Here is a 15372-nt window from a genome sequence, read left to right as displayed (position 1 = left end):
ATCACCATCGCCGAGTTCGCGCGCGTCGTGGCCGCCATCGTCGGCTACGGCGGCGAGATCAGTTTCGACACCTCGCGCCCCGACGGCACGCCGCGCAAATTGCTGGACGTCAGCCGTCTCGCTAAGCTCGGCTGGCGCGCGACGACCTCGCTCGAGGACGGCGTGAGGCGCGCATACGAGGCGTTCCTATCGAGCCATCCAGCCGCGGTACGCCAGCTGTCTGAGGTCTTGCGCTAGACGAGTAGGGATCATACGGACGGCCCGAAAGGCCGGTTCTGGCGCTAGCCGCTGTCGGGGCGCCGCAAGCGCGTTCCCTGGCGCGCCCGAAGTTCCTCTTCGTATTTCAGCTTTTCCAGCAGCATGTCGGTCACAAGACGTCGCAATTGCGCGTTCTCGAGCTCTAACCGCTTGATTGTGTCTACACTGCTGGCGTCGGCCGAACCGAGCGGCCGGCCATCGGCTTCGCTGCGCCGGCCACCAACCGGCTCGGACGAGTCGGGCATCTTCTTCCAGCGGTGGTAGGTCATGATGCTGACGCCAAGCGCCTTCGATATTTCCCGCTGGGTCTTCCCCTTGGCCGCAAGTTCGTTGGCTTGCGCCAGCTTGGCCGAAATCTCCTCCGAGGCATGCCTCTTGCCAACCATCGTGGTCCTCTCCGGCCAGAATCTTGCCAGTCCGGACTTAGTAAGCGCGAATCGTGAACGTTTTCAATAGGCCAGCGAGAAATCCTGGACCGGCTATCGGCCGGCAGACCCGTCAGCGCATGCGTCCGCCGATGCGAGAGGACATCATAAAGTGCGGTCCCGTGCTCCAACCGGTCGCGCCGCCGAACAGATCATTCCCAAATGTACCAATGTTAACTCTTGCGACGACACCGCTTCGAGGCCGGTTGCGGCCGAAAAGCTCTGGTCAATATGCGTTGCGCGGCCGGACCAATTCGAACGCCGTCTTCAGCATGATATGAATATCCAATATCAGGCTCCAATTATCAATATACCATAAATCGAGTGCAACTCTCCGTTCCATGAGCTCGAGCCGCGGCGTGCCCCCGCGATAGCCTTGAACCTGCGCCCAGCCGGTAATACCCGGCTTGACGTGATGGCGGAACGCGTAGTTCGCGATCATGCTGCCGTACTCGTAGTCGTGCACCAGCGCGTGCGGCCGCGGCCCGACGATCGACATATGGCCCTGGATCACGTTGAGCAGCTGCGGCAGCTCGTCGATGCTGGTCTGGCGGATCAGGCGTCCGACCCGGGTCACGCGCGGATCCTGCTTCGTGGCCTGCACGACCGTGCCGCCGTCCTCCTGGACCCTCATGCTGCGCAGCTTGTAGATCACGAACGGCTTGCCGTTGAAGCCATGGCGGCGCTGCCGGAAGATCACCGGCCCCTTCGACTCCAGCTTGATCGCGACTGCGACGAGGATCAGTGCGGGGGACAGTACGACCAGCGACGTCGCCGCCACGATGATGTCGAGCAGCCGCTTGGTCAGGCGATCGAGAACCGACAGCGGCGCCGGCTGCACCTCCACCATGTAGAGCCGTTGAGGCATCGAGGTCTGGTGGCGCAGCACGGTCGACACCGCGCGATCGGGCAACAGGCGCACCGGAAGCGGAATGATGCGCAACCGGTCGAGCAAGGCCTCGATGTCGCGGGGACCGGACCAGGACAGCGCGAGCACGATCTCCTCGGCAGCGGCCTCCCGTATGCGCTTCATCAATTCGTCTTCGTGCCTCCCCGGAGCAGAGAGTTTTGGCGCTTCGTTTCTCGGCAAAATGATGCGCTCGACCTCGTGGAGGCCAAATCTGGCGAGCAGGTCGCTCCTTCCGAACTGGGCCAGCTCGCCTTGCGTTCCGAACACCACCACACGCCGGCCGCGGATCGTGCCGGCGACAAGCGCCGAACGAAGGCGTCGTTTCCCCAGCCAGCGCGCGACGAGAAGGCCGGCGCCGCCGATCGCGAAGAGGCAGACGACCGAGCCACGCGAAGCGTCGCCGCCGGATTTGAACAGAAACAGCACGACCGCGAGGACGAGAGCAGCGAGACACCAGCCGGCCAGGACCCGCCCGCCGTCGAGCTCGTCGTCCAGCAGCTGGTTCAACCGGTAGAGACCGAGGAAATGTGCGACCAGGACATAGGCGAAACTCGCCACCAAACCGAGCCCGGCATAGAAGGAGCCGTCGGCGGTGCCACCAAGCGCGCGCTGATAGGCGATGCCGCCGATGGCGCCCGCTGCGACGATGATCAAGCAGTCGACGGCCGCGAACAAGGGTTCGATGAAGCTGAACGGGATCGCCAGACGGACCCTCGATCGGCCTTCGAACGCCGATATCGGCTCACCCGCATTGGTCAGATCGGTCACAATTCGCCCCCGGGTCGGTTCGCGATCCGGATATCACGGGCATTGTACCATAATTATGATACTTTTACTGTCGATTAACCAATGCATCATCCGTGGATGACGACGCCTTCGCCTCGTCATCCGATTGACATGAATCTGCAATCCGCCGCGTGCTCAAGCGCGATGAGATCAGGCTGAATTGCCATCGCGCTTCAGGCTATTTGTTCGTCTAGCGCAACGGCGCAGCGTCCGGCTTGGCGTCGGGTTTGGGCTCGATCAGCCTGGACAGCGCGATCTCGTTGACCACGGGCGGGGTCTGCTTCAAGAGCTCCGCCACATAGGCGCGGCGGTTGGCCTCGATGCGCTCGGCCCGCATCCGCTGCACGAGGGCCTCCCGCACGTCCGCCAGCGGCCGCGTATGCGACGCCTCGGTGTCGAGCAGCTTCAGGACGTGCCAGCCGTCCTCGAGCCGGATCGGATCGGCAATGCCTGACTTCGGCAGGCCGGTGACCTGGCCACGGATCTCGGTGCGCATATCGGGCTCGGCGACCCAGCCGATCTCCCCTTCCCGCCCCGCAGTTGCCGCATCGTCGGACGATGCCTTCGCGATCGGACCGAACTCCGCGCCCGGCTGCTTGATCTTCCGCACGACGTCATCGAGCTTCTTGCGCGCGGTGTCCTCAGCCGCCTTGTCGGCGTCCTTGGCGAGGTTGACCACGATCTGGGCGAGACGGAAGCGGCGGGGAACGAGGAACGCGCTGGCATTCGCCTCGTAGACGCTCTTGATGTCGGCCTCGCTCGGATAGCTGTCGCCGAGCGCCGTGACTGATTGCAGGTAGCTCTCGACGATCAAGGTATCGCGTGCGCGCGCAAGCTGCGTCACGACGGCCGGCTGCTGGTCCCACTTCTTGGCCGCGGCCTCCTTGAGCACCAGGCGGTTGGCGAGGATCGCGCGCACGGTCTGGCTCAGCAGCGCCGGATCACGCGCCATCGCGGCCTGTTGGCGCGCATCGAGAAGCTGGATGGTGGCGCGCACCTCTTCCGCGGTGACGTCGCTGTCGCCGACGCGGGCGATGATCTCGCTGCCCTTCACGGCCGCATTGTCCTGTGCCGCAGGAGCTGGCTGGACCGCCGCCGGAGTAGCCGGCGCAGGCGTTGCGCGCGGGGCTGCGGGCTGGGGTGGATTGCGCGTCTGCGCGAGTGCCGGCGATGACGCCGCGGCGTGGAGCGCACCGGCGAGCAGCACGAGCTTGAAAACGTTCCGGGTCATGGCTTGGCCTTCTGTTCGATGATCTGGTCGCGAAGATCCTGGGCGGCGTTCTGATGCTCGACCCGCTTGAACCCGATCACGGGATCGTGGTGGATCACCTTCTCCAGCGGATCCATCTTTTCATATTGCTTGACGGTATCGTCGGCGATCCTGACGAGACGGACATTCTTGGCCTCGCAGGCCTTGGCGCTCGCCTTCCACGTCGTCGCCTCGCCCTCGAACTTGGAGCGCTCCGCGTCCTTGGTCCGCGCAACGCTCGCCGCCTCACCATAGGCGGCCTTCCACTTCTCCAGGGAATCGTCGCGCTCGGCGATCCGCTCGTTGAAGTCCTTCACCGCCTGGCGATAGGCCTGCTCGGCCTCCTTGACCTGGGCGCGATAGCCCTCGATCTGCTTACGCAGACGGTCGCGCTCCTGCTCGGCCGCGGTCAGCTTGGCCTGGACCGCGGCCCGTTGATCCTCGGCGGCACGCGCCTGCGCGGTGGCGCTGCGCAGCGCCTCGCGCAAGCGATCGCTTTCCTGGTCGGCATGGGCGGCCGAGGCGACGACGAGCGCCAGTGCAGCAATTGACGACAGACGCAACAGCCGCATGATCAGAACCTCGCGTTGAGATCGAGCTGGACGATGTCGACTTTGTACGGCAGGCCGGCGATGTTGTTCGCGCTCATCCAGCGCACCGAGCCCCAGATGTTCTCGCCGAGGCCGACATTACCGCCGATGAAATAGCCCTTGAGATTGGTGCCACCGAGGCCGAAGTCGGAATCGACGAACGCGTCAACCATCGCGTCGGACTCGAGGTACTTGTAGCCGACATGCGCGTTCCAGTCCCAGAGATGCTTGATCTCCTTGTTGCCGACGGCCATGCGCGCGAGCCAACCCTGATTGCCGCCGTTGTACACGCTCGCGCTGCCGTCTGTCGTTGAGCCGAGATTGTTCACGGCGACGGAAGCGACTGCTGCGCGATCGAAGGCGGTGTTCCAGATATATTCTGCGTCGAGGATGACGTGGATCGGATTGAACTGGGTCAAGTCAAGCTGAGCACTCGCGACAACGGGCCGGAAATCGCTGGCAAGACCATAGTACTGGTAATCAAAGGTCTGCACCGGGATCGGCACGTCTGGAATATTGCGTAATCTCATATAGGTGTTGCCCTTCTGGGCAAAGCTCGGGCGAAGGAGGTCGGTATCGCATGTGTCGCTCGCCAGATACACAAGACACGAACTCGACAGCCGCCCTCTCACGTTCGTGAAGTCGTAGTAGGCGACCGCCATTGTCAGATTGGTTTCGGCATCGAACCTTGCGGCGAACCCCGTCTGCGCGCCGAACAGCCACTTGTCGCGGCTCGGTAGCTTGACCGGTACGACATTGTTGCGCTGCAGATCCGCGATGTTCAGGCCGGCGTTCAGATCGGTGTTGAACACCGGAAAGGCACCGCCAACAAAGAACGGTGTGAAGCCCTCGTCGATCTCATGTTTGGCTTGCACGGCAAAGCCGTCGAAGCCGAGGTCTTTGTACCAAACCAGATCGGTAGGCGACCAGAACGGATTATCGAACCGGCCGACCGAGGCCACGACATCCTGCACGGGTTGATACTTGACGAACGCACGATCGAGCCACAGCGCATATTTGGAGAAATTTCCGCCATTGCCACCGAACGTCTGATTGGTCGAGACCGGAGAGCTATTCTCACCCGTCGCGATCCTCAGACCCGCGGTAAAGCCATCGAACAGATCGATGTCGGCACCAAGCCTGGCCCGGAAACGGAAACGATTGCGATCCTGCGAGACATTGTATGACGGCGGGAAATAGGGGTTGGGCGGGGCGTTGCTCTCCTCTTGGAATGGCGACCCTGTGTTGATGGCGCTAAAATTGGTGAGCGGCGCATTTCCGGCCGGGAAATAATCTCCCTCATACCGCGCGCGGATGTCGCCGTAGAATCGGATCCGCTGCGCCCATTCCGGATATTTGCCGGGCGAAGCCCAATTCTCCTTGTGGGCGCGGTCCATCACCTCGGCCCTGATCTCCTCGCGCAACTGCTTCTTGACGATCTCGGGCACGTAAGTGACGCGCTTGGTGCCGGGCGGCGACGTTGCGTCGGCAGCGCTCGTCGCCTTCTTCTCCGCGCCTTCCGCTTTGGCCGCGGCGTCGCGCGTCGCCTGGCGGGCGACATAGGCTTCGTCGTCGGCCTGCTTGACCAGGACCGCGGCCTGTTCCTCGCTCAACGTTCCCTGCTTCACGAGCAGATTGATCAGATTGACCGTCGCGTTCGATGAAGGCGGCGCGTCGCGCGAGACGGTCGGACGCTTGCCCTGCGGCATCCCGTCGTCCTGCGCCGCGGCGGGGACTGCGAGCGCAAGCAGCACCGCTGCCGTCGCTGCCAGTTCTCGCGTCTTCATTTCACGCCACATGACATCACCTCTTCTGCTCTCAACTCACTCACAGTCACTCGTCTCACCGCACTCACCCCCGGTTCTGGCCCGTGAGGCGGATGATCATCGGCATCGGCATGTCCTTTGGCGGCGGCTCGCGTGCGCGCAGGCCGCCCACCACCTGGTCGCGGATGGCCACGTCGAGCGCACCGTCGCCCGTCGATGGCGACAACTGCACGCGACTGACCCGGCCCGAACTGTCGAGCCACACCCTGGCGACGGTGCGGAACGCGGCGTCGCGAGATTTTTCATTCGCCTGCAGTCCCGCGTCGATCTGCGATTGCAGCATGCTCGCGTACCAGCCGAAGCGGCTGTTGCCGCCGCCTCCGCCGCCCCCGCGTCCCTTGCCCTGTGCAAAGCCGCCGCTGCCCGGCCCGGTGCCGAGACCGAGATCCGGCGGCCCCGGCGTCGGATCCGGTCCGGCATCGGGCGGCGCGTCCTTTGGAATGTCGACCGGCTTCTCCTCGACGACATCCTTGACCGGCGTCTGCTCCATCACCTTTTGCTCGGGCTGCTGTTCCGGCTGCTGCTCGGGCGGGGGCGGCGGTGGTGGCGGAGGCGGCGGCGGTGGAAGCACCATCGTCACCTGAAGCTCGTTCACCTTGCGCGGCGGATCCTTGTCGCCACTCATCACCATGATGACGACGCCGACCACCAACGTGATCACGACCAGCGCCGAGCCGCCGAGCAGCAGATAGCGCCGCCATGCCGGCGGGCCGTCGTCGTCGTTGCTGTCGTCGTCCCACGCCATCGTCCAGTCTCATCGCGCCGACGGCTTGGTCGCCATGCCGACCTGGGTGAAGTTGAGGCGGCCGAGCAGATCGAGCACGTCGACGACGTTCTGGTACTGGGTCTGGCTGTCGCCGCGCACGACGATCGGGAATTCGGGCGTCAGCGCACGCTGCTGCACCAGTCGCTGCTCGAGCTCGGGCAGCGTCACGGGAATGGTGTCGAGGAACAGCTTGCCGTCGTTGGCGACCGTGATCGCCTTGGTGGTCTGCTGTGCGAGGCTCGGCACCGCGCTCGCCTTCGGCAGGTTCACCTTCATGCCCTGCACGGTCGCCGTGGTCATGATGATGAAGATCACCAGAAGCACGTAGGCGAGATCGAGCATCGGCGTGATGTTGATGTCGTCGTACGGCTTGCTTTCGGACTGGACTTGCATGGGTTCACTCCGCCGCCTGCTTCACCGGCTCTTCCGGCAATTCGTAGGACTCAGCGATCCGCGTGATGAACTCATCGACGAAGACCTGCATCTCGCTGCTGACATCCTTGATGCGGATCGTCAGGTAGTTGTAGGCAAACAGCGAGGGGATCGCGACGCCGAGGCCCGCGACGGTGGCGACCAGCGCGGCCGCGATACCCGGCGCAATCGCATTGACGTTGACGTCGCCGCTGGCCGCGATCGCCGCGAAGGTGATCATGACGCCGACCACTGTGCCGAGCAGGCCGAGGAACGGGCCGCCCGAGATCGCGATCGTCAGCATCACCATCAGGCGATTGAGGCGCTGGCTCTCCCGCACGTAGCCACTGTCGAGCACGGCGCGGATCGACTGGATGGCCTGCGGCGACAGCCGGCGGTAACCGCCACCCGCAAAGCGGCGCCGGATCTCCTGCGCACCGGCCGCGAACAGGCGGTAGAGCGGCGCGGCATGGACCACCTTGCGCTGCTTCTTGCCGAGCTCGCCCCCGAAGCTTGGATCGTTCTCCTGATTGTCGAGCTGGAGCAGCCCGCCGATGTCGGTCGAGGTCTCGCGAAAATGCTTGAGGAAGATCGTGTTACCGGCCGAGACGCGGTTCAGATACGAGATGCGATCGACCATGACGTACCAGCTGATCAACGCCATGATCCCGAGCAGGCCGATGACGACCCAGCCGTCCAGCGTCACCGAGCGCAGGATCACGCCGAAATAGCCGCCGCTGAACCAGCCCGCGTTCTCCTCGTCGACGCTGAAGGAGATCAGCTTGGCCTGGTCGGGCCCCTGCCCGACCGCCGACAGCTTGATGAAACCGGCCGAACGCGCGACCTTTGCGATCGCAAGCTCGTCGACGTCACCGGCAAAGCCGGCGGCAGAGCCAGAAGGCGCGGCTGCGGGTGGCGTCGCCTGAGCCGCGTCGGCTGCGGGCGCGGCTGCATCCGCGGCGGGAGCTGCCGCGGTAGCGGCGCGACCGAGTTGCGCCACGCCGGTCATGGTGGGCAGGGCCGCAGCAAGCGTCGCGACCTGGTTGCCGTCGACGTAAAGGATGATCTGAGCACCCTTCGCCGTGAACGCGACCTGGTGCCAGGTCCCGGCCGCGATCGCCGTCCCGCCGGCGGCACGCTGCGTGTTGCCGCCGCTCGTGACCTCCACGAACGCCACACCGTTGTCCAACCCAACCGTCAGCCCGTTCGCGCCCTCGTTACGAGAGAACAACACTGCGCCCGGCTGCGGCGCAATCATCTTGATCCAAAGCGACCAGCTGAGTTCACCGCCTTCCGCGGTCACGAGCGAGGGCGAGCCGGGAAGCGTAAGCGCAGTCTGCCCATCGAGGCGCGCGCCCTGCCCGATGATGGCGCCGTCAGCAGCCGGGACCGCGTTCTGGGCGGTGTTCGCCCAGGCGGTGATGTCCTGCGCCGGCGTCGAGCGGTCGTTGAAATGATAGACCAGCAGGGTGTCGGGATCGTAGGTGCCCTTCGCGTCGACCGCGGTCGGCGCCTTCTGGTTTCCGTAGTAGAGCCAGATGTCGTTCTTGGTCCCCGGCTTCAGGTCGGGAACGCCGACCCAGACCAGCGCTTCGCCGAGCAGCGAGTCGTATTTCTCGACATGGTGCTTGAGCGGCGTCTTGTCGTCGCCGGCAACGAAGCGAAGGTCGCCGCCGTCCTCCTTCGCCCCACCGAAGCGAAAATTGCCGACATGCAGACGCACGAGAATCGGCGTGGTGCCGATGGCATCGCTGATCCCTGCGCCGGACGGACCGGTGTCGATCGTGATCTTCTTGCGCAGCGTCCACTGATCGTTCCACCACGCCGCCGCGGGCGACGGCCACAGTGCGGCGAGGAAGACGAAGGCGAGCATCACCGGCGCGCTCAGGCGAAGTCCGGGGCGTGATCCAAAGCGAAGGAGCGACATCTAGAATTCTCCCCAGACCCGAAAGCTGAACCGTGGATGATTGGCGACGGTGACCTGCTGGCTGGTCAGCGGCATACCGACGAAAACAATGCTGTTGAGGTAGCGAAGGGTCTTCATGCGCATGCCGACTCCGTAGCTTGCGAGGTCGAAATGCGATTCCTGATCGATGAGCGGCTTGTGGATTCTGGTATTGCCGCCGTCGGCGAAAGCGAAGAAACGAATGTCGTCGAAGGCGTTGTACTTGATGGATTCGCCGAGCGGATTGGGCAGCTTCTGCTCGAGATATTGTGCGAGATTGGGCGTGCGCAGCTCCAGCGTGCCGGCGACGCCGTAATCACCGATCACCTCGGATTCGAGATAGCCGCGCACCGTGTCCTGTCCGCCGAGGCTGAATTGCTCGCTGGACACCAGCGGCTGATCCGCCGCCTGTCCCTGCAGTTTCGCGTAGAGCTGGAACCCGCCGGCGAAATCCTGAGTGTGCGAGATATCGGCGTGCAGCGTGATGAAGCTCGCGGTCGCGTCGAAACGCTTGGCGTCGAACTCGTCGCGGCTGGAGCCGATGCCGCGCAAGCCTGCCGTGATCGTTGCGTTGAGCTGCGTGAGCCGCCCCTCGCCCTGCCAGGTTGCGCCGTAGGTGCCGACGAGCGGCACATAGGTCACGGGCGAGTCGAAGGCATCGGAGCCGAGCTTGAGCGACTGCTTGAAATCCTTGTAGTCGATCCCGAGGGACAGCGTGTGGAACAGTTCGCCCCTGGACGGCAGCGTCAGCACCGCACGCCCACCGACCACCTGGCCGGGACCGACAACGTTCGAGCCGCCGACGGTCGCGACCGAGCTGTCCGAGGTCAGGCCATAGACGAGGACACTGAGCCAGTCGATTTCGGTCCGCGCCAGGTACGAACCCGACACGACCATGGCGTCCTTCGGGTTCATCGGCGAGACCTGGTACGTCCAGGTCATGGAATGACCGAGCTGCCAGAGATTGTCGTAGCGCATCGAGATGCTGGTACGCAGCGGCGTGGTGCTCGGGCTCTGCTTGTTGTTCAGCTCGATGCTGCCGTGGAGCGGAAGCGTGTCCTCGATGTTGAGATCGACGTCGACGGTGCCGGGCGCGACGCCTGCTCGCAGCGCCGGCGTGACGCGCCGGTCGGGCCAGCGGTTCAGCGCGACGATGTCCTTCGTCACGTCCTGAAAATTCGGTAGCGTTCCTTCCTTGAGCGACGGCGCAGCGCTCTTGACGTTGTCGAGGTCGAAATAACGCGAGCCCTTGACGCGGAGGCGTCCGACCCGGTTCTCGGTAACCTTGAGCACGACGAAGCCGCGCTGCGCATCCTGCTGCGGCACGGCCACGCTGACGGTCTGAAGGCCCTTGTCGTGATAGGCCTTCTCCACCGCGGCGCGGGCCTTCTCGACATCCTGCGAGCTCTTGTCCGGACCGAGGAAGGGATAGACCGCAGCCTCGATCTCGATCTGCGGCAGATTGTCCGCGCCCTCGACACGATACTCGTCGATATCGAAACGGGTTTCCGGTGCTGCCGGCTTGGCCGCCTCCGCCTCACTCTTGGCCGGCTTGGCGTTTGCGGGCGCAGCAGCAGCGGGCTTCGCCGCAGCCGGCTTGCTCGCGTCGGCCTCGGATTTCGCCGCGGCCGGCTTCGTGCAGATCGCGCAGATGATCAAGCCGCAGATGGCGAGACGCGAGGCACATGCCGCATCAGACCGACCACTCCGCACAGCGCGCAGCGGCGGCGGCGCATGACGGCGCGCGCCATTATGATACAGACGACGCGAATTCACCTCAGCCTCGATATCATGCTCGCATTGCAGACGCCCTTCGGCGACCGCAGCGTCCTTCGGACAGCCCGAAACCGACCGAGACGCCGGTCTGCGAGGGCCTTATCCGATAGACGTTGCGCGCGCAGGCGCAGCGAAAACTTTTTTACGATGCTCGCGACACCGCTCAATCGCTCGTGTGATGATTTCACGCAACATAACGCCACTATCACTCGATGCCTGTTACTCGATAACAGTTCGTCACATTACCGTTGTGCGGCCTTACTACCGTCCGGCCACAAATTGGGGACTGAGTGAAGTGGGGCGTAGCATGACCATCGACAGCATCAGCAGCTTGCGGACGCTTCTGCTCGCAGAGTATGTCGACTTCGATCGCAGGTTGACGCGCCGACTGGGCTCCTCGGACCTTGCTTCGGAAGCGCTCAACGAAACCTACCTTCGTCTCGAAGGCATGCGCGAGCTTGGGCCGGTGCGCAGCCCGAAGGCTTATTTATTCCGCATCGCGCTCAATATCGCTGCGGACCGCCGCCGCGCCGAGAAGCGCCGCCTCACCGTCGACGAGGTCGATGCCCTGCTCGAAATTCCCGACGACCGGCCCGACGCTGCGCGCGTGATCGAGGATCGCTCCGAGGTCAATCTGCTCAGGCACGCAATCGCCGAGCTTCCCGAGCGCCGCCGACGCGTGCTGATGCTCTCGCGCATCGACGGCATGCCGAACCGAGAGATCGCGGCCCTTCTCGGCGTCACCGTCCGCACTGTCGAGACCGACCTCAAGCAGGCAGTCGAGCATTGCGCTGATCGTCTCAAACGTCCCGTGCGGACCAAATTCGGTTTTCAGCGTCCAGCTTCGTCTTACGTACATAGATATGCCGATCGCGAGCATCCGCTCACGCCCGGCGTGTGCCGGAAAGCGCTGGATCGTGACGAAGCGAAGCCATCAGGTCGATCACTTGGATCCCTTAATCCGTGAAGCCCTTTCATGGATCATGCGCCTCAAGTCGGGCGAGGCGACGCTTGCAGATGCCGAACAGCTTATGGACTGGCGCGGGCGAAGTTCCGCGCATGAAAATGCTTTCCGCGATGCGGTAAAGTGCTGGCGCGCCATCGGCCAGGCGCTTGCAACCGGCCGTCCCGCGCCGGCAAGCCGGCGGCGACGCGCATCGAAGGGCAAAGCGCGCACCTAATGCCTCAGGCCTGACCTGCGAGCCGCAGGTTCCTGCTCCTGCAGCCTGTCAATGCAAATCAGACGGCGTCTTGCGGTCGGCTACGCTGCGCAGGCGCGTGTTCAGAGCAGCGAAATTGATCGTGCTCCCCCCCGTCAGGACGCGACCACGTGCGGGCGCGCTGCTTGCCGAAGTCCGTCCGAACGTCGGTGGTGGAACGGAGCCGGTGACGGCGACGCCGTTGGCCGCCAGATGCGCGCGGACGCGCGTGCAATACTCGACCGACAGATACGAGAATCGTGTCTCGCCATGGCCGGCGCGATATTTCATCGTCGCGGTGCAGAGATCGCCGTTGGCCCGGCGCCAGGCACCGGCGAGATAGCGAACGCCGTAATGCACGTTGACCTCGGGCGAAGCCAGCTCCGCCGGCGTCCCGGCAAAACCCATCATCCGTGCAGTCGGCAGCATCACCTGCATCAACCCGACTTCGCCGTCCATGCCGACCACGGCGGGATTGTATCGGCTCTCGACCGCCATCACCGCATCGACCAGCGCGGGCGGCAGGCCGAAAGCCAGCGCTTCGCGCTCGACCAGTTGCCGGTACTCGGCACGGCCAGCGCGCCAGTCGCGGCCGAACATGGCGCTCGTGCGGTACGTGAAATTGGCAAGCAGCGGATTTGCGGGAGGAAAATCGGCGGCGGTAAGCGGACGCGGCGCAAACGGCTCCAGCGCCAAAGGCTCCACTGCGCCATCATCAGCATCGTCCACAGAAGCCGCGACGTGGCCGATTTCGGCCTTGCTGCGCTCGTCGTGCTTCTGGGCGCGCGCCTCGCCGCTCGCGACGATCAGCAGGCACAGCGCTGCGACCCGCCACGACCAGCGTATGCTTCGACTGGCTTGCAGATGTGAAGCGGATCCAGGCATCAGCGGTGCGGCGGCACGATGGTAGGAGCGGATGGCCTAAAGGGAACGGCCGAACGACCGTAATTTGAGCCATATTGCTGGCGAATCGCCGCCTCGTTCGGGTTGCCGACACGCACGTCGGACGAGCGCGCGTCGACCGGTGGCAGGTTGAGCGAAGGATTGACCTTGTTGACCTCGCGCTTGAGTTGCTGATTGATGCAACCGAACGCGCTCTCGTTTCCGATCTGCACATCGACGCAGCGTTCGTACGTGGACTTCGTCGCCTGCCCGCCGATGATGGTGCCCTGCCGCTCCACCGGCGGATTGCCCGGATTGGCGGATTGCGCCCCCGCACCTCCCGCCGCCGCGAGCGCGACGAGACCGGCCGCGAGAGCGTGGCCACCCGTGCGCGCGGACCAATACAAAACTCGGCTCATAGCCCTGTTCCTCCACCAGCCGGCAGGTTCGTTGGCCGGGCCGCGGGCGAGCATTAACATAATTCGATATCGTCGAATCGTATCCTGCACGATGAGTAACATTTGCGGTCCCGCCGTCAAGGCGCCTCCTCCGCCTCCATCATCGGAATGCCCGACCGGCTTCACTGCAAGACGGTGGTCGTCGAGGAGGTCGGCCCCGGGAAGCGGATGTTGTTGACGAGGCTCACTCCGCTCTCCGCGGTCACGAGCGCCGTGTTGATGAAGGTCAGAACCTTCGTGACATCCACTTGCGCAGCGTTAGCGGCGTAGAGCACGTCGAACGGACGCATCGATAGCTTGGTGGCGATGAAATATCCGGCCGGATCCTGGAAGTTGACGTTGAAGACGATCGGCACGGAATCGCCGTCGAACCTGGAGCAGTCGACGCCGAGGCGCTGCGCCACCTCGCGCGGCTCGCGGCGATAGAGGAAGACCGATGCCGGATCGGCCTGGAGGTCGAGCAGGCCGCGCGCCTTCGCGACCGCTTGCGTCAGGTTGATACGCCAGGCATCGAAATTGAACTCGCCCTGCTGGCCGGTGGCGCCGAACGCGATGAATTTCATCGGCTCACGGTAGAGATAAAGGCGGTCTCCAGGCTGCACGAAGGCGTTGCTCGCCGGGAAATAGACCAGATTGCCGAACGGCACCGTGGCGCGCTTTCCGCCGCGCTCGAGCACGACCCACGTCTCCCAGCCGGCGCCGCTGATGCCGCCCGCGCGCGTGATCGCGTCGGTGATGCGGTCCTGCGCGCCAGCCGACGGCATGGGGAATCGCACCGGCGTCCTGACCTCGCCGAACACGCTGACGAGCGAGGAGCGCTGCTGGCTGGATGTCACCACGACCTGCGGGTCGATCGCGCGTTTCTTGATCTGCGCAAGAATGTCTTCCTGAACCTGCACATTGGTGCGGCCCGCGGCGCGGATCCGGCCGGCATAGGGCACCGTGATGTTCCCGTCGTTGTCGACGGCCTGATCGGGCAGATTCACGAAATTACCCGGGCGCACGCCGGCTTCCAGCGGCACGTAGAGCCCGCCCGCCGCGGCCTCGAAGATCGTGACGCTGATGACGTCGCCTATGCCGAACTTGATGCTCGAGGGCGGACGCGTGTCCGCGAGATTTCCCGATAGTCCGTTGGGCTCGTATTTCTCGAGCACCTGCAGGACCTCGGGATTGAGCTTGACGACGGCAAACGGCAGCACCGTCGTGTTCTCGTTCCTGATGTCGAGACTTGCCGGCCCTGACATCGGAATGAACCCACAGCCGCCGAGCACGGCCGACGAGATCAGGCAGCATGCGATCAACAAGAATTTCCGAAATCGCATGACCGTTCGTTTCACACCAAGCTGACGCACACCTGGACCGGCTTGCGGGACGCCTCGCGGCGGAGCATGCCTCCCGCGCCGCCGGCGCAGGTGATGTGCGGTTCCTGCTGAGTAGACGCTCCGCGCAACGCATCTGCGAAAACGAGCACGGCAGCCGACGAGACTTCAGGGCCACAAATCCCGCGGGCGCCGCCGCGCGTTTCGCGCGCGGCCGATGAACCCGACGGAATCGGTCAACCGAACGTGTCACCGCCCCCGCAGCGATCGCTCGGGTGGATCGATTGCTCAAATCGGCGAAGACGCGGCGCCCGGCGGCCGAAAAGGCCCCGGATCACATCAGTTCGAGGACAACAGCTCACGCAGGCGCGCGAGCTCGATCTGAGTTTCGGAGACCATACGCATCAACAATGCATTCTCGTGCTCGAGATCTCTGATGCGGCGAAGCCGGCCGTCCGCGTCCTGTTTCAGTCCAAGATCGTAGACGTTGGCCTTCAATCTAGGCAGCGCGGATTCGGAGCAGACCGGTTCGGTCGGATTCGTCGCGCGCATTTCAACCCCCAAAACAAAAT

At 64.3% G+C, this 15372-nt stretch carries 15 protein-coding genes and 1 pseudogene; 3 read left to right on the top strand and 13 right to left on the bottom strand.

Features of this window, described 5'->3' with window-relative positions:
• Nucleotides 1–237 (top strand): annotated as a pseudogene (locus AC0L3X_RS15320) (hypothetical protein); the annotation flags it as partial.
• Nucleotides 238–281: 44 nt separating this feature from the next.
• Here AC0L3X_RS15320 and AC0L3X_RS15315 read toward each other — a convergent pair.
• The 9 genes from AC0L3X_RS15315 to AC0L3X_RS15275 all read right to left on the bottom strand — a co-directional run bounded on the left by AC0L3X_RS15315 (nucleotide 282) and on the right by AC0L3X_RS15275 (nucleotide 10942).
• Entirely contained in the window at nucleotides 282–644 is a 363-nt protein-coding gene (locus AC0L3X_RS15315) for a helix-turn-helix domain-containing protein (protein WP_071915570.1), read from the bottom strand.
• 265 nt (nucleotides 645–909) lie between these two features.
• Nucleotides 910–2361, bottom strand: a complete 1452-nt coding sequence (locus AC0L3X_RS15310) for an undecaprenyl-phosphate glucose phosphotransferase (protein ID WP_231144471.1) — start codon at nucleotides 2359–2361, stop codon at nucleotides 910–912.
• Between the two features lie 208 nt (nucleotides 2362–2569).
• Nucleotides 2570–3610: a peptidylprolyl isomerase gene (locus AC0L3X_RS15305; protein WP_283018561.1), complete on the bottom strand. Its 1041-nt coding sequence runs from the start codon at nucleotides 3608–3610 to the stop codon at nucleotides 2570–2572.
• Nucleotides 3607–4200, bottom strand: a complete 594-nt coding sequence (locus tag AC0L3X_RS15300; protein ID WP_208072374.1) for a hypothetical protein — start codon at nucleotides 4198–4200, stop codon at nucleotides 3607–3609. Before AC0L3X_RS15300 ends, AC0L3X_RS15305 begins: the two co-directional genes overlap by 4 nt.
• A 2-nt stretch (nucleotides 4201–4202) precedes the next feature.
• On the bottom strand, nucleotides 4203–6017 hold the full coding sequence (locus AC0L3X_RS15295; RefSeq protein ID WP_231144469.1) for a putative porin: 1815 nt from the start codon (nucleotides 6015–6017) through the stop codon (nucleotides 4203–4205).
• A gap of 52 nt (nucleotides 6018–6069) precedes the next feature.
• The gene (locus tag AC0L3X_RS15290; RefSeq protein WP_231144468.1) at nucleotides 6070–6789 is read right to left on the bottom strand and encodes an energy transducer TonB; all 720 of its coding nucleotides are present in this window, start codon (nucleotides 6787–6789) and stop codon (nucleotides 6070–6072) included.
• A gap of 9 nt (nucleotides 6790–6798) precedes the next feature.
• Entirely contained in the window at nucleotides 6799–7203 is a 405-nt protein-coding gene (locus AC0L3X_RS15285) for an ExbD/TolR family protein (RefSeq protein ID WP_283018560.1), read from the bottom strand.
• A gap of 4 nt (nucleotides 7204–7207) precedes the next feature.
• The gene (locus AC0L3X_RS15280; protein WP_425364295.1) at nucleotides 7208–9148 is read right to left on the bottom strand and encodes a DUF2341 domain-containing protein; all 1941 of its coding nucleotides are present in this window, start codon (nucleotides 9146–9148) and stop codon (nucleotides 7208–7210) included.
• Nucleotides 9149–10942 carry a ShlB/FhaC/HecB family hemolysin secretion/activation protein gene (locus AC0L3X_RS15275; RefSeq protein ID WP_231144467.1) on the bottom strand — a complete coding sequence of 598 codons (1794 nt, stop codon included), beginning with the start codon at nucleotides 10940–10942 and terminating at the stop codon, nucleotides 9149–9151.
• A 307-nt stretch (nucleotides 10943–11249) separates the two neighbouring features.
• Between AC0L3X_RS15275 and AC0L3X_RS15270 the strand changes: the two genes are divergently transcribed.
• Both AC0L3X_RS15270 and AC0L3X_RS15265 read left to right on the top strand, forming a co-directional pair.
• The gene (locus AC0L3X_RS15270) at nucleotides 11250–11909 is read left to right on the top strand and encodes an RNA polymerase sigma factor (protein WP_473316497.1); all 660 of its coding nucleotides are present in this window, start codon (nucleotides 11250–11252) and stop codon (nucleotides 11907–11909) included.
• Nucleotides 11890–12123 carry a FecR/PupR family sigma factor regulator gene (locus AC0L3X_RS15265; protein ID WP_354114731.1) on the top strand — a complete coding sequence of 78 codons (234 nt, stop codon included), beginning with the start codon at nucleotides 11890–11892 and terminating at the stop codon, nucleotides 12121–12123. Before AC0L3X_RS15270 ends, AC0L3X_RS15265 begins: the two co-directional genes overlap by 20 nt.
• A gap of 48 nt (nucleotides 12124–12171) precedes the next feature.
• On the opposite strand, the gene AC0L3X_RS15260 is transcribed toward AC0L3X_RS15265, so the two are convergent.
• From AC0L3X_RS15260 to AC0L3X_RS15245, 4 genes are all read right to left on the bottom strand, one after another.
• Nucleotides 12172–13026 carry a lytic transglycosylase domain-containing protein gene (locus tag AC0L3X_RS15260; RefSeq protein ID WP_231144465.1) on the bottom strand — a complete coding sequence of 285 codons (855 nt, stop codon included), beginning with the start codon at nucleotides 13024–13026 and terminating at the stop codon, nucleotides 12172–12174.
• A complete protein-coding gene (locus AC0L3X_RS15255) occupies nucleotides 13026–13544 on the bottom strand; it encodes a hypothetical protein (RefSeq protein ID WP_231144464.1) in 519 nt (172 codons plus the stop codon). Before AC0L3X_RS15255 ends, AC0L3X_RS15260 begins: the two co-directional genes overlap by 1 nt.
• 59 nt (nucleotides 13545–13603) lie before the next feature.
• Nucleotides 13604–14782, bottom strand: a complete 1179-nt coding sequence (locus AC0L3X_RS15250; protein ID WP_231144463.1) for a polysaccharide biosynthesis/export family protein — start codon at nucleotides 14780–14782, stop codon at nucleotides 13604–13606.
• A 357-nt stretch (nucleotides 14783–15139) separates the two neighbouring features.
• Nucleotides 15140–15352 carry a hypothetical protein gene (locus tag AC0L3X_RS15245; protein ID WP_231144462.1) on the bottom strand — a complete coding sequence of 71 codons (213 nt, stop codon included), beginning with the start codon at nucleotides 15350–15352 and terminating at the stop codon, nucleotides 15140–15142.
• Nucleotides 15353–15372 lie beyond the last annotated feature (20 nt).

The organism is Bradyrhizobium sp. MI1.7, assembly GCF_055811795.1.
Note: the sequence above shows the minus strand (reverse complement) of the source record. Positions and strands in the feature narration are given on the sequence as shown.